This window comes from uncultured Campylobacter sp. (assembly GCF_938030145.1).
In the GTDB taxonomy this organism is placed as follows: Bacteria; Campylobacterota; Campylobacteria; order Campylobacterales; family Campylobacteraceae; genus Campylobacter_B.
Genome location: NZ_CALHGM010000009.1, coordinates 47,900 through 68,077 on the forward strand (window position 1 = coordinate 47,900; position 20,178 = coordinate 68,077).

The 20,178-nt window shown below is 45.8% G+C and carries 27 protein-coding genes and 5 tRNA genes; 11 read left to right on the plus strand and 21 right to left on the minus strand.

What is annotated here, in order from left to right:
* Nucleotides 1-72: 72 nt before the first annotated feature.
* The 13 genes from rplL to Q0323_RS02360 form a co-directional block, all read right to left on the minus strand.
* Nucleotides 73-453 (minus strand): 50S ribosomal protein L7/L12, encoded by a 381-nt coding sequence (rplL, locus tag Q0323_RS02300; protein ID WP_177386842.1) that lies wholly within the window; start codon nt 451-453, stop codon nt 73-75.
* Nucleotides 454-473: 20 nt separating this feature from the next.
* Nucleotides 474-953, minus strand: coding sequence for a 50S ribosomal protein L10 (rplJ, locus tag Q0323_RS02305; RefSeq protein WP_291939396.1), 480 nt, complete (start codon nt 951-953; stop codon nt 474-476).
* A gap of 113 nt (nt 954-1,066) precedes the next feature.
* Nucleotides 1,067-1,768, minus strand: coding sequence for a 50S ribosomal protein L1 (gene rplA, locus Q0323_RS02310; protein WP_291939398.1), 702 nt, complete (start codon nt 1,766-1,768; stop codon nt 1,067-1,069).
* Between the two features lie 56 nt (nt 1,769-1,824).
* Entirely contained in the window at nt 1,825-2,250 is a 426-nt protein-coding gene (rplK, locus tag Q0323_RS02315; protein WP_005872629.1) for a 50S ribosomal protein L11, read from the minus strand.
* 20 nt (nt 2,251-2,270) lie between these two features.
* Nucleotides 2,271-2,801, minus strand: a complete 531-nt coding sequence (gene nusG / locus Q0323_RS02320; protein WP_298051116.1) for a transcription termination/antitermination protein NusG — start codon at nt 2,799-2,801, stop codon at nt 2,271-2,273.
* Nucleotides 2,802-2,815: 14 nt separating this feature from the next.
* Nucleotides 2,816-2,989, minus strand: a complete 174-nt coding sequence (secE, locus tag Q0323_RS02325) for a preprotein translocase subunit SecE (RefSeq protein WP_005872632.1) — start codon at nt 2,987-2,989, stop codon at nt 2,816-2,818.
* Between the two features lie 12 nt (nt 2,990-3,001).
* Nucleotides 3,002-3,077: transfer RNA gene (locus Q0323_RS02330), tRNA-Trp, on the minus strand.
* 7 nt (nt 3,078-3,084) lie between these two features.
* Entirely contained in the window at nt 3,085-3,258 is a 174-nt protein-coding gene (gene rpmG, locus Q0323_RS02335) for a 50S ribosomal protein L33 (RefSeq protein WP_005872634.1), read from the minus strand.
* A gap of 56 nt (nt 3,259-3,314) precedes the next feature.
* Entirely contained in the window at nt 3,315-4,514 is a 1,200-nt protein-coding gene (tuf, locus tag Q0323_RS02340; RefSeq protein WP_040304280.1) for an elongation factor Tu, read from the minus strand.
* A 56-nt stretch (nt 4,515-4,570) separates the two neighbouring features.
* A tRNA-Thr gene (locus Q0323_RS02345) sits at nt 4,571-4,645 on the minus strand.
* Nucleotides 4,646-4,758: 113 nt separating this feature from the next.
* Nucleotides 4,759-4,835: transfer RNA gene (locus Q0323_RS02350), tRNA-Gly, on the minus strand.
* 12 nt (nt 4,836-4,847) lie between these two features.
* A tRNA-Tyr gene (locus Q0323_RS02355) sits at nt 4,848-4,932 on the minus strand.
* A 36-nt stretch (nt 4,933-4,968) separates the two neighbouring features.
* Nucleotides 4,969-5,044, minus strand: a tRNA-Thr gene (locus tag Q0323_RS02360).
* A gap of 126 nt (nt 5,045-5,170) precedes the next feature.
* Between Q0323_RS02360 and Q0323_RS02365 the strand changes: the two genes are divergently transcribed.
* Nucleotides 5,171-5,383, plus strand: a complete 213-nt coding sequence (locus tag Q0323_RS02365) for a hypothetical protein (RefSeq protein WP_297882846.1) — start codon at nt 5,171-5,173, stop codon at nt 5,381-5,383.
* A 616-nt stretch (nt 5,384-5,999) separates the two neighbouring features.
* Here the strand turns inward: Q0323_RS02365 and Q0323_RS02370 are convergent.
* The 7 genes from Q0323_RS02370 to hemB are packed head-to-tail and all read right to left on the minus strand — an operon-like array spanning nt 6,000 to nt 11,447.
* Entirely contained in the window at nt 6,000-7,304 is a 1,305-nt protein-coding gene (locus Q0323_RS02370) for a (Fe-S)-binding protein (protein WP_298051119.1), read from the minus strand.
* Between the two features lie 11 nt (nt 7,305-7,315).
* Nucleotides 7,316-8,680, minus strand: coding sequence for an oxygen-independent coproporphyrinogen III oxidase (gene hemN, locus Q0323_RS02375; protein WP_298051121.1), 1,365 nt, complete (start codon nt 8,678-8,680; stop codon nt 7,316-7,318).
* Nucleotides 8,673-9,155, minus strand: a complete 483-nt coding sequence (locus tag Q0323_RS02380; protein WP_298051124.1) for a DUF2603 domain-containing protein — start codon at nt 9,153-9,155, stop codon at nt 8,673-8,675. The genes hemN and Q0323_RS02380 overlap by 8 nt, the downstream gene beginning before the upstream one ends.
* A 14-nt stretch (nt 9,156-9,169) precedes the next feature.
* Nucleotides 9,170-10,093 (minus strand): ornithine carbamoyltransferase, encoded by a 924-nt coding sequence (gene argF / locus Q0323_RS02385; RefSeq protein ID WP_298051126.1) that lies wholly within the window; start codon nt 10,091-10,093, stop codon nt 9,170-9,172.
* Nucleotides 10,090-10,215 carry a hypothetical protein gene (locus Q0323_RS02390; RefSeq protein ID WP_298051129.1) on the minus strand — a complete coding sequence of 42 codons (126 nt, stop codon included), beginning with the start codon at nt 10,213-10,215 and terminating at the stop codon, nt 10,090-10,092. Before Q0323_RS02390 ends, argF begins: the two co-directional genes overlap by 4 nt.
* Before the next feature lie 39 nt (nt 10,216-10,254).
* Nucleotides 10,255-10,470, minus strand: a complete 216-nt coding sequence (locus tag Q0323_RS02395; RefSeq protein WP_297913778.1) for a hypothetical protein — start codon at nt 10,468-10,470, stop codon at nt 10,255-10,257.
* Nucleotides 10,471-10,472: 2 nt separating this feature from the next.
* Entirely contained in the window at nt 10,473-11,447 is a 975-nt protein-coding gene (hemB, locus tag Q0323_RS02400; RefSeq protein WP_298051131.1) for a porphobilinogen synthase, read from the minus strand.
* Between the two features lie 63 nt (nt 11,448-11,510).
* Here hemB and ribA point away from each other — a divergent pair, with 63 nt between their 5' ends.
* The 8 genes from ribA (at nt 11,511) to Q0323_RS02440 (ending at nt 17,441) form a co-directional block, all read left to right on the plus strand.
* Complete coding sequence (gene ribA, locus Q0323_RS02405; protein ID WP_298051134.1) at nt 11,511-12,071, plus strand: GTP cyclohydrolase II; 561 nt, start codon at nt 11,511-11,513, stop codon at nt 12,069-12,071.
* Nucleotides 12,068-12,646, plus strand: a complete 579-nt coding sequence (gene rsmG, locus Q0323_RS02410) for a 16S rRNA (guanine(527)-N(7))-methyltransferase RsmG (RefSeq protein WP_298051136.1) — start codon at nt 12,068-12,070, stop codon at nt 12,644-12,646. The genes ribA and rsmG overlap by 4 nt, the downstream gene beginning before the upstream one ends.
* Nucleotides 12,646-12,852 carry a hypothetical protein gene (locus Q0323_RS02415; RefSeq protein WP_291939433.1) on the plus strand — a complete coding sequence of 69 codons (207 nt, stop codon included), beginning with the start codon at nt 12,646-12,648 and terminating at the stop codon, nt 12,850-12,852. Before rsmG ends, Q0323_RS02415 begins: the two co-directional genes overlap by 1 nt.
* A complete protein-coding gene (locus Q0323_RS02420; RefSeq protein ID WP_298051138.1) occupies nt 12,849-13,391 on the plus strand; it encodes a hypothetical protein in 543 nt (180 codons plus the stop codon). The genes Q0323_RS02415 and Q0323_RS02420 overlap by 4 nt, the downstream gene beginning before the upstream one ends.
* A 569-nt stretch (nt 13,392-13,960) precedes the next feature.
* Nucleotides 13,961-15,163: a chloride channel protein gene (locus tag Q0323_RS02425; RefSeq protein WP_298051139.1), complete on the plus strand. Its 1,203-nt coding sequence runs from the start codon at nt 13,961-13,963 to the stop codon at nt 15,161-15,163.
* A 159-nt stretch (nt 15,164-15,322) separates the two neighbouring features.
* Nucleotides 15,323-15,745 carry a peptidoglycan-binding protein LysM gene (gene lysM / locus Q0323_RS02430; RefSeq protein WP_298051140.1) on the plus strand — a complete coding sequence of 141 codons (423 nt, stop codon included), beginning with the start codon at nt 15,323-15,325 and terminating at the stop codon, nt 15,743-15,745.
* A 222-nt stretch (nt 15,746-15,967) separates the two neighbouring features.
* On the plus strand, nt 15,968-16,639 hold the full coding sequence (locus Q0323_RS02435; protein ID WP_298051142.1) for a hypothetical protein: 672 nt from the start codon (nt 15,968-15,970) through the stop codon (nt 16,637-16,639).
* A 100-nt stretch (nt 16,640-16,739) separates the two neighbouring features.
* Nucleotides 16,740-17,441 carry a hypothetical protein gene (locus Q0323_RS02440; protein ID WP_298051144.1) on the plus strand — a complete coding sequence of 234 codons (702 nt, stop codon included), beginning with the start codon at nt 16,740-16,742 and terminating at the stop codon, nt 17,439-17,441.
* An 88-nt stretch (nt 17,442-17,529) separates the two neighbouring features.
* Here Q0323_RS02440 and Q0323_RS02445 read toward each other — a convergent pair whose 3' ends face one another.
* Nucleotides 17,530-18,588: a DUF3137 domain-containing protein gene (locus tag Q0323_RS02445; RefSeq protein WP_298051146.1), complete on the minus strand. Its 1,059-nt coding sequence runs from the start codon at nt 18,586-18,588 to the stop codon at nt 17,530-17,532.
* 304 nt (nt 18,589-18,892) lie between these two features.
* Between Q0323_RS02445 and Q0323_RS02450 the strand changes: the two genes are divergently transcribed.
* Nucleotides 18,893-19,789, plus strand: coding sequence for a radical SAM protein (locus tag Q0323_RS02450; protein ID WP_298051147.1), 897 nt, complete (start codon nt 18,893-18,895; stop codon nt 19,787-19,789).
* 99 nt (nt 19,790-19,888) lie between these two features.
* Entirely contained in the window at nt 19,889-20,143 is a 255-nt protein-coding gene (locus tag Q0323_RS02455) for a hypothetical protein (RefSeq protein WP_298051149.1), read from the plus strand.
* Nucleotides 20,144-20,178 lie beyond the last annotated feature (35 nt).

A 20,178-nucleotide genomic window follows, 5' to 3' on the forward strand; every position in this document is an offset into this window, starting at 1 on the left:
TATTTTAAAGAAAGAAGTGCCGATGCAGCGCACCGGCACACATTTGTATGCGAAATTTCAAAATTTCGCGATTTATTTGAGTTCGACTTTAGCGCCTGCTTCTTCAAGCTCTTTTTTAGCCTTCTCGGCGTCTTCTTTGTTAAGTCCCTCTTTAAGAACGGACGGAGTAGCCTCGGTAGCGTCTTTGGCTTCTTTTAGACCAAGACCCGTTAAGGCGCGAACAACCTTGATTACGTTGATCTTCTTATCGCCTGCATCAAGCAATACGACGTCGAATTCTGTTTTCTCTTCAGCCGCTGCCGCACCTGCGCCGCCTGCACCTGCGCCGCCAGCCACCATAACCGGAGCTGCGCTTACGCCGAATTTTTCTTCGAATTCTTTAACTAACTCGCTAAGCTCTAGCACCGAAAGATTAGAGATATACTCTAAAACATCTTCTTTTGAAATTGCCATTTTATTCTCCTAAATTTTAATTAAGCGCTAGCTTCTTTTTTCTGCTTAAGCGCATTTAAGCCGATCGTAAAATTTTGGATCGGCGCATTCCATACTTGAAGTAGCATCGCGATAAGCTCGTCTCTCGAAGGCATCTTCGAAAGCGCTCTAACCTTATCTATGCCAGCTACTTCCCCATCGATATGAGCGGTCTTAAGCTTAAAAATTTCATTTTTCTCTTCAAATTTAGCCGCTACTTTGCATACAGAAAGCTGCTCGCCCCATAAGAAGATATTGGTATCTTTAAAGCTAAGTCCGTTTTTTTCGGCATTTTTTAAAGCGATATTAGCTAGGGTATTTTTGATAACCCGAACCTTTACGCCCGCTTCGCGCGCGCTATTTCTAAGATCTTCAAGCTGCTTAACGCTAAGGCCTTTAAAATCGGAAATTACTATAGCTTCGCTAGCCTTGAAAGCCTCGCCAAGCTCCGCTACTATCTTTGATTTTTCGTCTCTCGTCATTAGGTCTCCTTTCCGATCGGTGATTTCAAGCCAAGCGATCGAAATTTTAAAATTTCGATCAATTAAGTTAAAAACCTTGAGCTATCTCCAATCTAAGATAAAAATTTAAAATTTTATTTTAAATCGATTATTTCTTGATTATCCAGCGTAACCGCAGGGCTCATAGTGAGTGAAAGCGATGCATGAGTTACGTATCTACCCTTCGCAGTCGCTGGCTTATGCTTATTTATGGTTTTGATAAACGTCGTAAGATTGTCTAAAAGCTGCTCTTTGCTAAAGCTCGCCTTGCCAAGGCCTGCGTGGATATTTCCCTGCTTATCGACGCGGAAATTTACCTGTCCACCCTTAGCATTTTTAACGGCCTGAGCGACATCCATAGTAACGGTACCGGTTTTAGGGTTCGGCATAACGCCTTTTGGACCAAGAATACGACCTACCTTACCGACTAGTCCCATTAAATTTGGAGTGGCGATAAGAACGTCAAAATTTATATTTCCCTTTTGAATCTCTTCGATTAGATCATCGGCGCCCACGATATCGGCACCCGCTTCGCTAGCCTCGCTAGCTTTTGCGTCCTTTGCAATCACGGCTACTCGAACACTCTTACCCGTACCGGCAGGTAAAACGACCGAGCCGCGCACCATCTGATCGGCATGTCTTGGATCTACGTTTAGTTTAAGAGCGATCTCCACCGTCTCGTCAAATTTAGCAGAAGCTAGAGTTTTTACCGTGCTTACCGCTTCGTCTACGCTATAAATTTTATTTACGTCAACTTTTTTTAAAAGTTCATTGAATCTTTTTGAATTTTTTGGCATATATTTCTCCGCAATTAAAGTGCTACCGCTTTTTTAAACCTTAGCGGTCAAAAGGTCTAGTCAGTGACCGTAATGCCCATAGAGCGAGCCGAACCGGCTATAATCCTAGCAGCCTGCTCTCTATCTTTGGTATTCAGATCGGCGATCTTTTTCTCGACGATCTCTAAAACCTGAGCCTTGGTTAGGGATGCTACCTTCTTTTTAAGAGGGTTGTCCGAACCTTTATCTATCTTCGCCGCTTTTTTGATCAAATCCGTCGCAGGCGGTTGCTTAGTGATGAAAGTAAAGCTTTTATCGGCATAAACCGTGATGATAACGGGAATATTAAAGCCCGCCATATCTTTGGTTCGCTCGTTAAACGCTTTGCAAAATTCCATAATATTAACGCCCTTTTGTCCTAGCGCAGGACCTACCGGCGGGCTTGGATTTGCTTTTGCGGCCGCTATTTGCAGCTTGATTTCGCCAACAACTTTCTTAGCCATAAATTTACTCCTTATAAAATTTAAATAATCTTTTCAACTTGCGAATATGAAATTTCAATCGGCGTGCTTCGTCCGAAGATCGAAACATTAAGGCGAAGCTTGCCGTGGATCATATCATACTCTTCTACGATGCCGTTGAAATTAGCAAAAGGTCCGTCGACGATCCTAACCGTCTCTCCGTCTTCGAAATTTATCTTCGGCTTAGGAGCCTCGCGATTATTGATCTTTTCTAGAATTATTTCGATATCTTTTTCCGGTAACGCAGAGGGCTTTTTCGCCTCGCCGATAAAGCGACTGACCTTAGGCAGCATCTGAATTCTATGCCATAAAGTGGTATCCAAATCTAAATTTGCAAAACAATACCCTGGATATAAGCTACGCTCTTTGATGGTTTGCTTTGTATTTTTGACCTCTATAACATCTTCGGTAGGCACTAGCACTTCGCCGATCTTAGCCTCAAGCGCTTCGTCTTGCTTTAGCGCTTCTATCGCGCGCTTTACCGCCATCTCGCTGCCGGCGTAAGTTTGTATCGCATACCATTTATTTGCCATATTACGATCCTTACTTAAGCAGTTATCAAAGCGGACATAATAAGATCCACTAGCGCTAAAAACAGTGCGATAACTACGACTACGACTACTACAGAGATATATGCTGTTTTAGTCTGATCTTTAGTCGGGAAAATTACCTTATCTAACTCTACTTTCGCTTGTTTATAATACTCTTTTACTTTTTCCATACCCAATCCTCGTGGCAGGGCAAGAGGGATTCGAACCCCCAACCATCGGATTTGGAATCCGGCGCTCTACCGTTGGAGCTATTGCCCTATAACAATTAGCCTTTTAACTTGACTTCTTTATGAAGCGTGTGCTTTTTTAATCTAGGGCAATATTTTTTAAGTTCTAGTTTTTCGGTCGTAGTTTTGCTATTTTTATAAGTAGTATAGTTAATATCGCCACTTTCGGAGCATTTTAATCCGACCTTTACTCTACTTGAATTCTTTGCCATTTGGTTTCCTTGAATAAAAAAGCAAGCGGAATTTTAAAATTCCGCTTGCAAAAAAATTAAGCGATGATTTTCGAAACGACGCCTGAACCTACGGTATGACCGCCTTCGCGAATCGCGAAGCGAGTACCTTGCTCAAGAGCAATCGGAGCGATTAGCTCAACGGTGATCTTAACATTATCGCCAGGCATTACCATCTCGGTTCCTTCAGGAAGGGTAATCGAACCGGTAACATCTGTCGTACGAACGTAAAACTGCGGTCTATAATTATTAAAGAATGGAGTATGGCGTCCGCCCTCTTCTTTAGTTAGGATATAAACCTCGCCCTCAAATTTAGTATGAGGAGTGATAGATTTTGGTTTACATAAAACCATACCGCGCTCTACTTCCTCTTTCTTAGTACCGCGCAATAAAACACCTACGTTATCGCCGGCTTCACCTTGATCCATCTCTTTTCTAAACATCTCAACGCCAGTGACGGTAGTAGTCTGAGTAGGTTTAATACCTACGATCTCGATAGTATCGCCAACTTTAACGATACCTTTTTCGATTCTACCAGTCACAACGGTACCGCGACCTGAAATCGAGAAAATATCTTCGATCGGAAGAAGGAAATCTTTATCGGTATCGCGAACAGGAGTTGGAATATAGCTATCAACAGCATCCATAAGCTCCATAATCTTTGCAGACCATTCGCCATCTTGTCCAGCTTTTGCTTCCTCAAGAGCCTTAAGAGCAGAGCCCTTAATGATTGGGGTCTCGTCGCCAGGGAATTTATACTCTTTTAAAAGATCTCTAACTTCCTCTTCGACTAGCTCTAAAAGATCCGGATCATCAACCATATCGGTTTTGTTTAGAAAAACTACGATGTATGGAACACCTACTTGGCGAGAAAGCAAGATATGCTCACGAGTTTGAGGCATAGGACCATCCGCAGCAGAAACAACTAAAATAGCGCCGTCCATCTGAGCCGCACCGGTAATCATATTTTTTACGTAGTCGGCGTGACCAGGGCAGTCAACGTGAGCATAGTGACGTTTCTCGGTCTCATATTCGATGTGAGACGTAGCGATAGTAATACCGCGCTCTTTTTCCTCTGGAGCGTTATCGATATTGTCGTAGTCTTTTAGCTCGGCTAGACCCTTCCTGGAAAGAACAGCAGAAATAGCAGCTGTCAAAGTAGTCTTACCATGGTCAACGTGACCGATGGTACCAATGTTTACGTGTGGCTTGTTACGATTAAATTTTTCTTTAGCCATCATATCCTCCGTTATTGATTTGTGGATTACACAACAAACTAAGCGACTCTATTTTATGGAGCTCATAGCGGGACTTGAACCCGCGACCTCTTCCTTACCAAGGAAGTGCTCTACCTCTGAGCCATATGAGCCTAAACTCAGGCAAAGAGAAATCGCTACCAATACCCAACAATGCGACCAAAATTTAGATTATGTAAGCATATAAAAGCAGTTAAGTTTTACAGCTCCCAGTAAACCTAAATGGTGGAGCGGGAAACGGGGCTCGAACCCGCGACCCTCAGCTTGGAAGGCTGATGCTCTAGCCAACTGAGCTAATCCCGCATCAAAAATTCATGGTGGTGAGACGTGGATTCGAACCACGGAAGGCAAAGCCAGCAGATTTACAGTCTGCCCTCGTTGGCCACTTGAGTATCTCACCCTTTGATGAAATCTGGTCAAACACTGTTACAAAAAATGGAGCTGGTGGACGGGATCGAACCGCCGACCCACTGCTTACAAGGCAGTAGCTCTACCAGCTGAGCTACACCAGCATTTTGAAATTGAAGTGGCAATTATAACCGAAAAATCCCCAATTGTCAAGGCTAAAACAGCCTATTTTAAAATTTCATAAAATTTCTGCTATAATGCGCGCAATTTTAAATTTTAAGGAATTTTATATGAAAATCGTACCTTGGATCATAATAGTTTTTATGATTTATTTGATTTATTATTTTATCTCCCGCTCCGAAAAGCGTCTAAATACCCTTGAAAAGCGCCTAAATAAGATAGAAGAAAACTTAAGCGAGATAAAAAAAGCTACCGAAGCCAACAGGCTTTTGATTGAAGAAGCAAAGCTGGACTCTGAAGATGACGCAAAAGAGCAAGAATAAAATTAAATTTAAATCCATGATTTCACTAGCTTAGCCTTTTTGCCAAATATCTCGTACTGAAAATTGTGAGTATATTTTATGCATACTTTGACATTTTTGAAAGAAATTTTGCCCCAACGTCAAAACCACAAAGCGCAAGAAGCCCATGCGTAACTAATTTGAAATTTTACGAAATTTAAAATTCGCGCTTTAAGCCTGCTGCGCCAAGCAAATCCGCGCAAATCAATAAATCAAAATTCCAGCCATTAGCCGCAAATTCCATAGAACTTCAAATAATGCCACGTAAAATTAAAATTCTGCCAAAATCCATCTTACAATTCAACTCCTTAAAATTTTGCGCAAATCCCTCAGCTAAAATTCTAAACTACAAAATTTTAGTATTTAAAATCATATTGCTCAATCCCACCGCAGCAGCAAAGCCTATGGGTTCGCACCGCACGCCACTTCAGGCTGATATATCCGAAAGCTTAAAAGCGTAGACCACAACCTCTGCAAGCTAATGATAAAATTTCATCATAATTTTTAAAAATCAAAATTTAAAAAGCACAGAATTTTACCCCAGGATTTGAATTGAGTAAAAAGACGGCGAAATGCAGGAGCTTCTAAAACGCAAAATTTATCCATTGGAATTTTCCTCGCCCACAAGCGCTTCAGCGATGAGTTCCAGCGGATTTACGCACCTCATCTGCGAGCCACTTAAAGAAAGCGAGTTATTTAGCTGCATCCTGCACGCGCTGCACTCGGCAGAAACTACGCGCACGGGTAAATCCGCCATTGCGCGCGCCTTAGCTAATCCTGCTTCACGCGCGAGCTCGTAACGCTCGGTCTGCATCGTCACACCGCCAAATCCGCAGCATTTATTAAGTTCATCCATCTCGATTATTTCGTAGTTTTGAGCGAGCAAGCCGCGCGGCTCTTTCCAAATACCCTGCATTTTGCGGGCATGGCACGGATCGTGATAAGTAATCGCTAAAGCCCTTTTGCCGCGGCGCATCAAAAGATCACTTAAGTTTGTAAATTTATAAAAGTATTCGCTCGCCATAAAAATTTTACTCGCAAGCTTTTGCGCACGGGCTTTCCATTGCGGCTCGTTTTCAAAAAAATGCGCGTAATCCACCCGCAGCATTGCAGAGCACGTAGCCTCGGGCACTATAATCGCATCAAGAGCAGGCAGAGCTTTTTCGAAATATGCTATATTAAATTTTGCCACGCGTTCAACCGCTGCAAAATCTCCCGTAAAATACGCAGGGGCGCCGCAACAGGCTTGTTCCTTCATTAAATTTACGTTTAGCTTTAGCGCTCGCGCGATATGTAAAATCGCCTCGCCTACGCCCGTGTAAGCGTAGTTTGCCATGCAGCCTATAAAAATTCCGATAGTTTTTTCGCCGCCGTTGTCGATAAATTCTGCGTGCGAGTTCATAAAGCTCTTTTTCGCAGGAGCAGGCAACAAGCGCTCTTTTTTAAGTAGTGGCAAGTCAAATCTAGGCGACATAGAGCTTTGCGTATCTTTTCGCATCTTAAAGCCACAGCTAAGAAACACGTATCCAAGCGCTGCTGCTAGATCCAGCGCTTTGCGGTGCCCGAGCAGCCAAAACGCAGCTTTTTTGTACCACGCGATGCCAAATTTTTCCGCAATGCGCGCGCGAACATTCTCGATTGCCGTATCTATGGGCAAAGACTCGCCGCAAATATCTACGCAGTTGGTGCATAAAAAGCAGCTTTCAAAAATTTTCTTAGTGTTTTTATCAAGCTTTAGCTCATTTCTGCCGTAAGCGCCCAAAAGATCCACAAATCCGCGCGGGCTCGTTACTTCATCGCCGTTAATGCCATGAACCGTGCAGACTTGGATACATTTACCACATTTTACGCAGCGCTCGCTAAGTGCCGCAAAATCGAACGCTACAAGCTTTGCCCTACTCATAGCCGCGCCGCTTAGACGGTTTTAGAAAAGCGTTTCTCGCCCAAATTTTTATCCATATACTCATCAAAGCACATCGCGATATTACGGATCAAAAGCGTGCCGGTGGGTGTTACGGAAATTCTATGCGGCGAGACTTGTACGAAATCCTTTAGCGCCTCAAGCTGCTTTAGGCTCGCGCCGAAATGCTCGAAAAATTTTATCTTAAATTTCTCCTCTATCGCTTCTATATCAACGCAAAAATTACTCATCAGCCCCATAATCACCTCTTTGCGCAGCAGATCCTCTTTATTTAGCAAAATGCCCTTGCAATACGGCAGCCTGCCTGCATCGATCGCAGCTTCATACGCGTCCATATCTTTGAAATTTTGCGCGTAGTGGCGTGCGCCCTCGCCGATGCTGGTTAGCCCGATGCCGATCAGATCGGCGCCGCCCTTGGTCGTATAGCCTTGGAAATTACGGTGCAGCGAGCCGTTTTTAAGCGCGGCGTGAAGCTCATCGGCGGGCTTTGAGTAGTGATCCATACCGATCATCTCATATCCGTTCGCGCTTAAAAAATCGTGCGTAAATTTTAAAATTTCAAGCTTCACTTTAGGCTCCGGCAAGGTCGTTTCGTCAAATTTACGCATAGATTTTTTGATCCACGGCACGTGCGCGTAGTTAAAGATCGCAAAGCGGTCCGGATCAAGCGAAAGCGCAAGCTCCAGCGTGTGCTTAAAGCTAGCTAGGCTCTGATACGGAAGACCGTAGATCAGATCCATATTTATCGATTTTATCCCTCTCTCTCGCGCCATGGCTATGACATCCCTCGTAAGCTCGAAAGGCTGGATGCGGTGGATCTCCTTTTGCACTTGCGGATCGAAGTCCTGCACGCCGTAGCTGATGCGGTTAAAGCCGTTTGAGACGAGCACGTCTAGCTGCTCGGCGTTTAAAAACCGCGGATCGATCTCGCAGCTGATCTCGGCTTCGGGGCTAAAATTTGTAAAATATTTTTTGATATTTTTTATGTGGCGCGCGAGCTGTTCGGCGCTAAAATACGTAGGAGTGCCGCCGCCGAAGTGCATCTGCACGACCTGGCGCGAGCCGTCCACAACGCCGCTTAAAATTTGCATTTCGCGCTCGATATAGTCCAAATACCGATCCATCTTGTCGCGCTTGCCCGTGTATATTACGTTGCAGCCGCAAAAATAACAGGCGGAGCGGCAAAACGGCATGTGAAAGTAAAGCGACAGCGGCGTAGAGCTTTTCTGATTTTTCAGTTCGTTCAAATACCCGTCGTAACTGAAGTTTTCACTAAATTCCAAAGCGGTCGGATAGCTCGTGTAGCGCGGTCCAGGGCGCGAAAATTTCGCATAAGCGTCGAAGTCTATGCTATTCACGGCCGCCCGCCTTGGTTTTGATAAGCTCTTCGATGTCGATGAAAAGGTTTGGATGCAGGCTTTTTACGCGTGAGACGACGGCATCGACGTCTAAGCTTAATCTTTTTGCACTCGGATTTGCGCCCGTAAGCCTTCTGATCTCGTCCATACACACGATCCACGCGTCGCCGAAATCCACCGGCGTATGCTGCAAGATCGAGCGCTCAAGCTTGAGATTAAAATTTTCCTGCATCGCGTTTTTGGTCGCGGCGATGAGATTTGCAAGCGATTTTATCGAGATCATCGTGTGCACTTTGTTATTTTCGTCGATGCCAAACCACGGCTCCTCGTCGCTCCACGAGCCACTTTTTAAAGTGAGTTTTTTCTCGTTGTCCTCGCCCTGCGAAATTTCAAAAACCGTCCTTTTCGAACTATCCAGCCCGAAAAATTCGCTCGCTTTGTCGATCTTTTTTAACGCTTTCTCTTTTTCTTCCATGCTTTCTCCTAAATTTACCTTCTTTGATTCAGCCAGACCATAACGCCTTTTTGCGCGTGCACGCGATTTTCCGCCTCTGCAAAAATTTCATCCGCGTGCGTTTCAAACACGGCCTCGCTCACCTCGTATCCGCGGTACGCCGGTAGGCAGTGCAAAAAGATCGCGTTTTTTTCAGCCAGAGCCATTAAGCTTTCATCCACGCAAAAGCCCGCAAAGTCGCGAATCCTTTGCTCCTTTTCGGCTTCTTGCCCCATCGAGACCCAGGTATCGGTCGTCACGACGTTTGCGCCCGCTACGGCTTCTTTTATATCGTTCGTTATTAAAATTTTAGCGCCTGAAATTTTAGCATTTTCTTGCGCCTGCGCCAGTATCTGCGGATCGGCCTCGTAGCCCACGGGCGTCGCTATTCGCAGCTCAAAGCCAAGCTTTGAGGCTAACATAAGCCACGAGTGCGTCATATTGTTGCCGTCGCCCACGTACGCGGCTTTTATCTTTGAAATTGGGATGCCGCACTCCACGATCGTCATTAGATCCGCCATCAGCTGCACGGGATGAAATTTATCGCTTAACCCGTTTATCACCGGCACGCGGCTAAATTCCGCAAGCTCTATTAGCGTCTCGTGGCGATTTACGCGCGCCATGATTAGATCGCACATTCGCGAGATCACGCGCGCAGTGTCTTTGATAGACTCGCCTCGCCCGAGCTGGATGTCGCGACTGCTCAAAAACAGCGCGTGTCCGCCTAGCTCGTTCATCCCCACGTCAAAGCTAACGCGCGTTCTAGTCGAGCTTTTTTCAAATATCATCGCTAATTTTTGATCTTTTAAATACGGCTTAAAATTTCGCGCCTTAGCCTCTTTTTTAATCTCAAACGCTAAATTTAAAATCTCGATTATCTCGTCTTTGCTAAAATTGTTTAACGTAAGAAAGTGCCTCATTTATCTCCCTTATATTTTATAAATTTACTAAAAAATTCTTTTAAATCACCTTTCGTCATATCGCCCGCAGCCACCTTTACGACTACGTCTTCCATCGCTGCATAAAATTCCTCGTCGTCCAAAACTATAGAATTCGCCGATAAAAACTAGCGTCAAATATTTCATTTATCCTTTAATCGCTCAAAAACGGCCCTATTGCTCGGCTTATCCAGTTTCGCAATAACGGCGCTCGAAAGCTCGTCGAAATTCTCTATGCACTCATCCCCGTTTACGGGTAAAATTTTAGCTTCAAATTTCATCTTTTTTGCTAGCTTCATCACTGCATCCAAGACGGCTTGCATTTCATTACTTTTAATTTCGAGTGCTATTTTATTCATCGCTAGCCCCTGTTTAAAATTTCCGCGATCTCTTTGGCGTGATAGGTGATGATCATATCCGCGCCAGCGCGCCTTATGCCTATCATCGTCTCCATCATCACGCGCTCATAATCGATCACGCCCGCCTTCTTGCCCGCCTGCAGTAGCGAGTATTCGCCGCTTACGTTATATGCGCAAATCGGCAGCAGCGTGCGCTCCCGCAGGTCTCTGATTAGATCCAGATACGCAAGCGCGGGCTTTATCATCAAGATGTCCGCTCCCTGCGCCTCGTCCTGCAAGCTTTCGTTGATCGCCTCAAATCTATTTGCGGGGTCCATCTGGTAGCTGCTGCGGTCGCCAAAACTCGGCGCGCTCTCAGCCACGTCGCGAAACGGCCCGTAGTAGCCGCTGGCGAACTTCGTCGAATACGCCATAATCGGCAAATTTTCAAATCCGCCGCGATCGAGCGTCTCTCGCAAGGTAGCGATAATGCCGTCCATCATGCCGCTGGGCGCGATCATATCCGCGCCTGCTTTGGCGTGGATGAGCGCTTGCTGCGCCGAAATTTCAAGCGTCGCGTCGTTATCCACCGTCTGATGCACATGATCGATGATGCCGCAGTGCCCATGGTCGGTGTATTCGCAAAAGCACAGATCGGTGATGACGAGCAAATTTGGAAATTTAGCCTTTATCGCGCGCAGAGAAGTCGCGATGATGCCGTCCTCGCTTAGCGCGTCCGAGCCGATACTGTCCTTTAGCGAAGGAATTCCAAAAAGCAAAATTTTATCCAAACCAAGCGATATGAAAATTTCACACTCTTTTAAAATTTCATCCAAGCTCATCTGAAATACGCCGGGCATCGAGGCGATCTCCTTTTTGATACCGCTTCCTTCCACGACAAAAAGCGGATAGATCAGCGAGCGGGTCTGCAGATCGGTTTGTCGCACCAGATCCCTAAGCGCGGGGTTTATTCGTAGCCGTCTAAATCGTTTAAACATTATTTTTCCTTTTTTAGCTAGAATTGCGGGATTCATAATATCACAATTGGAGTAAATTTAAGCATGGATATAAAAATTTCAGAGGTCGCAAATCTCCCCTCCCGTTTCGGAAGCTTCCGCGTTCAGTCGTTCAAGCAAGGAAACAAAGAGCATTTGGCGATATTTAAGCAACCTTTGGAGGGTGTCGTAAATGTGCGGATCCACTCGGAGTGCCTTACCGGCGATGCGATCGGCAGCCTAAAGTGCGACTGCGGCGAACAGCTCGAAGCGAGCCTAAAATATATCGAAGCACGCGGCGGCATGGTGATCTATCTGCGTCAAGAGGGGCGCAATATCGGACTTTTTAATAAAATCAACGCCTACGCGCTGCAAGACCGGGGCCTTGATACGATCGAAGCAAACCATCAGCTCGGCTTCAAAGCGGACGAGCGAACCTACGAGATCGTGGATTTCATACTCGCTCATTTTGGAATTTCGCGCATAAACCTGCTTACGAACAACCCGCAAAAGCTGCACGATCTGAAAGTAGAAGTGGTCGCGCGCGTGCCGATCATCATCACGCCTAATAAATTTAATGAAAACTATCTGCGCGTCAAAAAAGAGCAGATGGGGCATCTGCTGTGAAGCTTGCGCTGAGCGAGAGCTTTGGCGAGCAGGTGGCTAAATTTAAAGCTTGTCTGCAAAAATTTAACCGCGTCCATAGCCTCACGAATTACGATGATTTGGATGCGGTGGTGCGCGACAGCCTAAGCGGAGTGAATTTCATACCGCGCTACCCGCACATTGCATGCGACATCGGCTCGGGAGCGGGCTTTCCCGGGCTATTTTTGGCGCTCGCACTGCCGCTGTGCGAGTGGCATCTGTTTGAGCCAAATCAAAAAAAAGCGGCGTTTCTAACCTACGCGAAGGTTAGCCTCGCTCTAGCTAACGTAAAAATCCACGCCGAGCGCGTGCAAGACGGCGCAAAGCTGCGCGCCGATCTGATAAGCTCGCGAGCGCTGATGAGCGCGCGAAGCTTGGTTGAAATTTGCCGCGGCTTTTACGACGAAAACACGACGTTTTTACTCTACAAAGGCTCGGGCGCAGAGACGGAAGCAGAGGAACTCCGCAAGGAATTTGCAAGCGCGAGCTGCGAAATTTTTAGCGGCGAAAACGCTTTGAAAAATAGAAAATTTTTAGTGATCAAAGGGGTGAAATAATGGGGAAAATTCTAGCCGTCGCCGTTATCGCGGCGCTCATATATTTTTTGATAGTGCCTAGATTTCGCGTAAAGAAAAAGGACGATGCGACCGAGCTTTTGGCGTGCGACGAGTGCGGGACGTACTTTAGCAGCGACGAGCTTGCTCTGCGCGACAAAAAGCGCCTTTGCAAATCCTGCGAAGCCAAACTAAGGGGCGGCAAATGATCATCCTAGGCCACGCGCTCGTGCCCTACGAGCCGCTGTATCTCATCAAAAACGGCGACGAAGTTTTCAAATACGACAATCTGCTCTTTAAATTTAACGACAAGCTCATCGCCGCGGCGCAAAAGGCGCAGAAAAAATTTAGCGTTATTACGAACGATATAAATGAAATTTTACTCGCAAACGGCGCAGGCGCGCGCTTCATCATCGTGGATAAAAAATCAGCCGCAGCCGCGCAAAAACTAGCAAACGATTATTTATTCGACGCCAAGATCGCGATGTTTATCGGCTCTGCGCGGGCGTTAAAAGGCCTAGCCGAGCTCGGCATCGATGCGGCGATCTTTAAAGACGCGATCGCAAACGCGCCCAAATCGCTACTTGCAAGCATCGGAGATAGCGTAGGCTCGAAATTTCACTTCGGGCTTCCGAAAAAAGATGAAATTTTCGGCGGCGCGCAAAAGCTCGCGGATAAAATTTCGGCTCTGGATAAAAAGCTAAGCGCGCCCGCAGCTGGTAAAAATGACGATATCTGGAAAAAATAGCAAAGTCCTAAGCGAATTTATTCGCGGGCGTAAAATTTCTATGACTCACGCAAATTAAAATTCCGCGCATAATTTTGCTTAGCCTCGCGGCTTAGAATTTAACGCGAATTTCACCCGCTTACGCAGATAGGAATTCTACGCGGAATTTTGCCCTCTTTCGCAAATTAGAATTCTGCGCGAAATCCCACGCGTCCTCTGCAAAATTCTCTCGCTTATTCAATTTAAAATTTTACCCGCTCGGATATATTTAAATTTTACGTAGAATTTCGCCTGGCCTCGCGGCAAGAAATTTCAAAAAGAATTTTATCCTCCCGCGCGATGCGAAATTTTACTAAATTTTCTACGCGCGATATAAAATCTACGTAAATTTTACTCGCGCAATTAACGTAAATAAAATTCCGAACCTGCCTAAGCTTCATAGAATTTCGCGCAAAATTTACTCGCAGAGATGATATAAATTCCTAGCCATTGTTTTAAATTTTACTCGCGTTTTAGCTGATTTTATGCGCGCGGTAAGGATTTTTTAAAGCTAAAATTTTATATAATTATGCGTTTCAAAAAGGCATATTTTGAGTACTAAATTCTTTCTAGCGATCCTTGCGATAGGCGTTATAATGGGGCTTTGCGCAGGGCTCTTAAACTTCGGCATCAACGAAATTGAAACTTTTGCTTTCGGGCATAATGATGAGGAATTTCACATTATCACGGAGCAAACCACTGCGCTTAGGCGCTTTCTTAGCGTCCTCGCAGCCGGCGCAATCGTAACTTTAATTAGAATTCTGCTAATAAGACTAAAACCTTTTTTAAACGTAGCTTCGATGATGGAGGGACAAAATCCGCCGTTTTGGCAAAATTTAATCCACTCGGTTTTGCAGCTTGCAGCCATCGCCATGGGCGCACCGGTAGGCAGTGAGGCTGCCCCGCGCGAGCTAGGTGGCTTGTTTGCGGCTAAAATTTGCCGCACCTTAAATATCGGCGGAGATGAGCTTCGGCTATTTGTCGCATGTGGCGCGGGAGCGGGACTAGGTGCTGTATATAACGTCCCGTTAGCGGGCGCGCTTTTTAGCCTAGAAATTTTACTTAAAAGCTTCGATACTCGAGCGATTTTGTGCGCCTTTGCCACTAGTGCGGTGGCTACAGCTACAGCGGAATTCGGAGCTTCAAAAGAAATTTATTACACAGTTTCGAACTTCGCCCCTACCCCGCAGAATTTACTCGCAGCAGCGTTAATCGGACTTGTCACGGGGGTCGCGGCGAAATACTTTCAAGACGCGGTGCGCTTGTGCGAAAAGCTGCGCATAAAAAGCCTTAAAATCGCACTTACACTGCCGCTTGCGTTTTTACTTACCGCGGCGATCGGCGCATACGTACCAGAAATTTTAGGTAACGGGCGCTCCGCAGCGCAGTTTGCTTTTAACTCCGCGTCCTTCAGCCCCTATTTGCTTGCGATCTTGCTTTGCAAGGCATTTTGCATTTTGATGATCTTTCGCTGCGGCGGATATGGCGGCACGCTAACGCCAAGCTTCGCGCTGGGCGCAGTTTTGGGGCTATGCGTTGGATTTGCGATCGGCGAAATTCTACCTATTAGCCTAAGCGCAGCGGGGGTTTGCGGAGGGGCTGCCTTTTTAGCGATCAACCTAAACGCGCCGCTTTGCGCCTTCGCCCTAAGTGCAGGATTTTGCGGGCTAAATATCAACTCATATTCGGTCGTCGTTTTTAGCATCGTATGCGCCGTGATCGCTAGAAATTTACTGACGAAAAATTTAGCGTAGCCGCGGCGATGATGGTCCAAGAACCTGCCCCGTCAGCATAGAGTGAGCGCCATAGGTCGCGCATCACTGGGCTAGGGCGGAGTCGTAAGGATATGCGCCTAAGCTGATCGTTGGTAAATTTAAGATAAAATTTCGCCACTTTAACCAAAGGAGAAAACAATGGGTTTACTTTCATTCGTAGCCGAAGCAGGCAAGAAACTACTAGGTCTAGGCGATGACGCCAAGCACGTAAAAGACGAGATCGCCACCAATCTCAGCTCTACGCCGGTAGAGGGGCTAGAGGTCGAGGTACAGGGCGATACCGTCAAAATCAGCGGCAACGCCGATAAGGAAACTCTCGAAAAAGCAGCCCTCATCGCGGGCAACACCGCAGGCATTAAAAACGTGCAAATCGAGGGCATTCGAGAGGATAGCGCCGAGAACTACTACACCATCGCAAAGGGCGACAACCTCTCTAAAATCGCGAAGAAATTCTACGGCGACGCGAACAAATACAAGATTATTTTCGATGCCAACCGCGAGGTTATCAAGGACGCGAATCTCATCTATCCGGGGCAGAAGATCAGAATTCCAAAAGCTTAAGCTCGCTTTTGAATGCCGCGGCTTGATTTTGCAAGCCGCGAATTTTACTTTTGCGAGCATTGCGCTGCGTTTATGCGAGCTGCGATTTTATAAGCCCGCGACGCAGCGCGATTTTACGAGCCGTACTGCGGTGGGTAATTTACTATCCGCCGCACCTGCGCGCTACCGCCCTATTTGAGAGCATATAAAACACTTTGAAATTCTATTTATAAAGAGCTAAATTTGGATAAATTTAAAATCAGCACTACGCTAAAAAAGACCGAAACTAGGGATTACGACAAATATCCGATAATCATAAAAGACAACTCGATAGAGATGATTAGGCTATATCTGCCGATTGTATTCATCTTAGATGTGTTGTTGCATTTTGCACCATATAGGCCGCCACGTCCAGGAGAGTTAAATGAACGGCTAAAAGAGCTGGGAACCTGCTATATTAAATTTAAAAATTCCGCGATAGAGTATTTTTCTACGAAGAAGAATTTGATCTTATTTGAGATAGAGCTATCAAACATAGCGGAGATTAAGCGAACCTTCGGGCCTTCCTCCGAATTTCAATCATCAATTCCTACAAAAAAACTTATACTTAGCATCATTATAATTTATTTTGTTTTGATGTCCGCCGTTTTTTACTTTAAAGGTTACGCTATCGCCCCATTCGTAGTGCCGATAGCATTTGGGCTCAGCATACTCCCGCTACTGATTTTTAGATTAGTAAACGGGCTGGGGCTCGGACTGGATATGCTAAGCGGCGATAGTTTGATTATCTTCGATAAGCATTTCATTATCGACGCCTCGATTTTAACGAGCAACGAATACAAGGAGCTAAAAACCTATTTTTTACTAAAAACGGGTAAAAATTTAGATAAAATCCAGCCGCAAATTTTTATATAAATCAAAGGAGTAAGTAATGGCGACACAAAGTAAAAATAGATTAGGCTATGCGAAAAAACCATTACGATAAATCAAAATTTCATAAAAAGAATGTAAAGTAATGGAAATTTCTAATAAGCAAAAACCCAGGGATTACGACAAAGAGCCGCTAGTCATAAACGGCTATGAAAAATTTTTTGCGATCGCTTGGTATTTGGTATTGTTATTTTCAGTCTTAACGATAGCTATAATAGAGGATTTTATGGAATGTGGATCTTTATGTTCACCAAAAGGCGTAGTTATGAATTTGGTAATGTTAGGAATTCTTATTGCGATATGTATCTTTAAGTTAATTCGTAGCAAGCAACAAATAAGGTTTACGGATAGATATATAGGATTTATCGAAAACGGCGTCGTTAAGAGATTTTGTAAAGTAGAATTTGACGAACTGCGAAGGAGCTTTTCGATTGACGTATTTATTAGCTCAGAAATTTTGCAGTATATCTGCAATTTATCTCTTATGATAATGGGGCTCATAGCTTTAAAATGGGAGCTTTTGAAGATAATATTTTTTATCTACCTATGGGGATTTTTCTTAAATTTTATATTTTATCTATCAATGAATAAAAACCTCAAAGGCTTTAGAGCTATGCCGTTTATAAGGGTCGCCGAACCTACGACCAACCCCGGATATCACAATATTTTACCAAGATATTATCTTATCTATATCTACAACGATAAAATTTACAACGATATCAAAGAGTATTTTTTGCAGAAAAATATAAATATCGACTACATCAAAAAGAATTATCTGTTTGCCTAAAATCATAAAGCTGCAAGTATAAGCCTAGACGATCGACGCTCGGTTTGCCGCAAAAATCTATAAATTTTATCTAGCCGAACTCGCTCGTCTAAATCCAAATCCTCACATTCAGTTTTAAAATTTTAACGATACTCAAAAAGCTTAAAATTTCGCTCTTTATCTCGCTTGCGGGGTCGCGGCGCAGCACGCTTTCATAGACGCTAGGCTCGAAATTATCGCGCCTAGTGTGCACAAAAACATGGATCCGCCGCTCTCTGATGCTCGCCCAGATCTGCGCTCCCATCGCATCGCCCACCGCCAAAAATCGCTCCATAAATGCAGGGGTTAGCACGTACATCGCGTTTTGCGGCTCGTCGCTAAGCACCTTGTAGCGCGCGGCAAACTCCACGTTATCCATCGCGACGGGCCTTAGACCTACGTGCTGCTTACTTTGTATCTCGCGCGGATAGATGAAAACGGGCGCGATGATGCGCTTGTTAAATTCTGCTACGAAAAACGCCCCGATAAGCTCGTGCTGCAAATTTTGATGAAAAAAGCTCACGTCGCTAAATTCAAAGCTCACCCCCTGCCACGCGCCGCCCACGCGGTCGTTGCCGCGCAGATTTTCGATGAACTCGAACAGATCGCTCTGCACCACGCGCCAAAACGGCACGCTGCCGTAGGAGACGTATTCGTAGCCGAGCTCGCGCACGAAAGGCGCCAGATAGTGCTGCTTGTAACTTTGGCGGTATCGCCCGGTAAAGATATCTTGCGCGCTTCTTACGCCGAGCGCATAAAGCCGCGCCGCTAGCCACACCGCAAGCGCAAGCGCAGCCAAGCCTATCAGCGCCTGCGGCAAGGCTGCGGAGTATTTGAAGATCAAAAACGAGATCGCTACCGCGCCAAATTTCAAAATATTTTCCGTGCCGATGAGATCCTTTTGCCAGCCGTTTAGATGCACCTCGCGCAGGCTCACGGCAAGCGAGGCGACCGCCAGCAGCATAAGCAGTGTCGCGCTAAAACTCTGCGCGCCTTGCCTGCGCACGAAATACGCGATGACGCCGAATACCGCAAACAGCGCCACCGTGCTTATGACGGCTACGAGCTTTAGCTGCTCGACGTGCTTTTTGGCGTCCAGTCGCAGGCGCTCCAAATCGTAAATAGTCAAAATTTCGCCTTTTTTAAAATTTGTCCGCAATTTTAGCGAAATTCTAGGAATTTTAGAATTTTAAATTTCTCTATTTTCTAGCAAGGTTAAATTTTATTAGGAATTTCACGCGGTGGCTTAAATTTAAGGATAAATTTAAAACTCTAAGTTTAAAATTTCGCCGTAGCGGGCGGAGCGCACGGAAATGAAATTTCGTATAAAAGCGGCGCCGAATTTCAGCGCGCGGAAGCAAAATTTAAAGCGCAATTTAAAGTAAAATTCTGCGCGCAAGCAAACTCCCGCAAATCAAATCATCGGAGCAAAAATGAGATATATTTTCGGGCCCGTAACCTCGCGTAGGTTCGGGCGCAGCCTCGGCATCGATCTGAGCCCGCAGCGCAAGCAGTGCAACTTCAACTGCGTCTATTGCGAGCTGGGCGCGGGCAAGCCGGTAAGCGCGATGAGCGAGCCCTGTGAGATCGGCCCGGTCATCGCCGAGCTGAAAACTGCGCTGCAAAGCCACGCGGGCATTGATGTCATCACGATCACGGCAAACGGCGAGCCCACGCTGCATCCGCGCTTCGCAGAGCTAGTGGATGCGCTAAAAGCGCTGCACCTGCCACAGAAGCTGCTCGTTTTGTCAAACGGCTCACTCGTGCGCGAAAACAGCGCGGCGCTAGCGAAGCTTGATATCTGCAAATTTTCGCTAGATAGCGTGCTTGCAAAAAGCTTTCGCAAGGTGGACGGCCCGCACGCAGGCATTAGCACCGAGGATATCGTAAGCGCGATCGCGGATTTTGCGCGCGAGTTTCGCGGCGAGCTTGATATCGAAATCCTAGTCGTGCGCGGGCTAAATGACACGCAAGAGGATTTTGTGGCGCTGAATGCCGCTTTAGCTCGCATCAATCCGCACCGCGTAGATATTGGCACTATAGATCGCCCGCCCGCATACCGCGCAGAGGGGGTGAGCGAGGCGCAGCTGCGCTATCTGGCTACTTTCATCGAAAATCAAAACGTAAATATAATCGCCGCACCCAAATACGCAAGCGAGCGGCTGAGCTTTAGCGAGGACGAGATATTGCATACTTTAGCACGTCGTCCACAGCGCACTAGCGACGTGGAAGCGATGTTTGATGAAGCGAGCGCGCAGCTTTTAAAGCGTCTTGTGGATGCGGGTAAGGTTGTTTTCAGAGACGGCTACTATGAAATCGCCAAGAAATAGCGGCGGAATTGCGAGGTAGAATTTCGTTTCGTAATTTAATGGCAAAATTTTATCGAGATTTCGCAGGTGTAATTTTCGTCCAAATTTGCCGACAAAGTGGTGCGCCTAAGACACGGCAAACTCGATCGAATAGAACTTTTGGATCAAAGCACGATGAAGCACAATCTCGGCTCGCAAGATAAAATTTCAGATCGTAATCCAAACAAAAGCGCTTCGCAAAGCTCTAACGCCGAAGCTGCGAGCGAGCAAAATCCCGCTTCGCAAAATTTGGGTGGCGAAGATCAGAGTGCCGAAAATTCTAACGGCGAAAATCAAGGTGCCAAAAATTCGGGTGCGCAAAATTCCGATGCGTAAAATTTAGCTCGCATGATGAAAAATAAAGCTACGTT

What these genes read in the sequence shown, in the direction of transcription:
- rplL (WP_177386842.1), bottom strand. Translation starts at nt 453, where the DNA reads ATGGCAATTTCAAAAGAAGATGTTTTAGAGTATATCTCTAATCTTTCG.
- rplJ (WP_291939396.1), bottom strand. Translation starts at nt 953, where the DNA reads ATGACGAGAGACGAAAAATCAAAGATAGTAGCGGAGCTTGGCGAGGCT.
- rplA (WP_291939398.1), bottom strand. Translation starts at nt 1,768, where the DNA reads ATGCCAAAAAATTCAAAAAGATTCAATGAACTTTTAAAAAAAGTTGAC.
- rplK (WP_005872629.1), bottom strand. Translation starts at nt 2,250, where the DNA reads ATGGCTAAGAAAGTTGTTGGCGAAATCAAGCTGCAAATAGCGGCCGCA.
- nusG (WP_298051116.1), bottom strand. Translation starts at nt 2,801, where the DNA reads ATGGCAAATAAATGGTATGCGATACAAACTTACGCCGGCAGCGAGATG.
- secE (WP_005872632.1), bottom strand. Translation starts at nt 2,989, where the DNA reads ATGGAAAAAGTAAAAGAGTATTATAAACAAGCGAAAGTAGAGTTAGAT.
- rpmG (WP_005872634.1), bottom strand. Translation starts at nt 3,258, where the DNA reads ATGGCAAAGAATTCAAGTAGAGTAAAGGTCGGATTAAAATGCTCCGAA.
- tuf (WP_040304280.1), bottom strand. Translation starts at nt 4,514, where the DNA reads ATGGCTAAAGAAAAATTTAATCGTAACAAGCCACACGTAAACATTGGT.
- Q0323_RS02365 (WP_297882846.1), top strand. Translation starts at nt 5,171, where the DNA reads ATGAAAATCGTACCTTGGATCATAATAGTTTTTATGATTTATTTGATT.
- Q0323_RS02370 (WP_298051119.1), bottom strand. Translation starts at nt 7,304, where the DNA reads ATGAGTAGGGCAAAGCTTGTAGCGTTCGATTTTGCGGCACTTAGCGAG.
- Q0323_RS02380 (WP_298051124.1), bottom strand. Translation starts at nt 9,155, where the DNA reads ATGGAAGAAAAAGAGAAAGCGTTAAAAAAGATCGACAAAGCGAGCGAA.
- argF (WP_298051126.1), bottom strand. Translation starts at nt 10,093, where the DNA reads ATGAGGCACTTTCTTACGTTAAACAATTTTAGCAAAGACGAGATAATC.
- Q0323_RS02395 (WP_297913778.1), bottom strand. Translation starts at nt 10,470, where the DNA reads ATGAATAAAATAGCACTCGAAATTAAAAGTAATGAAATGCAAGCCGTC.
- hemB (WP_298051131.1), bottom strand. Translation starts at nt 11,447, where the DNA reads ATGTTTAAACGATTTAGACGGCTACGAATAAACCCCGCGCTTAGGGAT.
- ribA (WP_298051134.1), top strand. Translation starts at nt 11,511, where the DNA reads ATGGATATAAAAATTTCAGAGGTCGCAAATCTCCCCTCCCGTTTCGGA.
- Q0323_RS02415 (WP_291939433.1), top strand. Translation starts at nt 12,646, where the DNA reads ATGGGGAAAATTCTAGCCGTCGCCGTTATCGCGGCGCTCATATATTTT.
- Q0323_RS02420 (WP_298051138.1), top strand. Translation starts at nt 12,849, where the DNA reads ATGATCATCCTAGGCCACGCGCTCGTGCCCTACGAGCCGCTGTATCTC.
- lysM (WP_298051140.1), top strand. Translation starts at nt 15,323, where the DNA reads ATGGGTTTACTTTCATTCGTAGCCGAAGCAGGCAAGAAACTACTAGGT.
- Q0323_RS02440 (WP_298051144.1), top strand. Translation starts at nt 16,740, where the DNA reads ATGGAAATTTCTAATAAGCAAAAACCCAGGGATTACGACAAAGAGCCG.
- Q0323_RS02450 (WP_298051147.1), top strand. Translation starts at nt 18,893, where the DNA reads ATGAGATATATTTTCGGGCCCGTAACCTCGCGTAGGTTCGGGCGCAGC.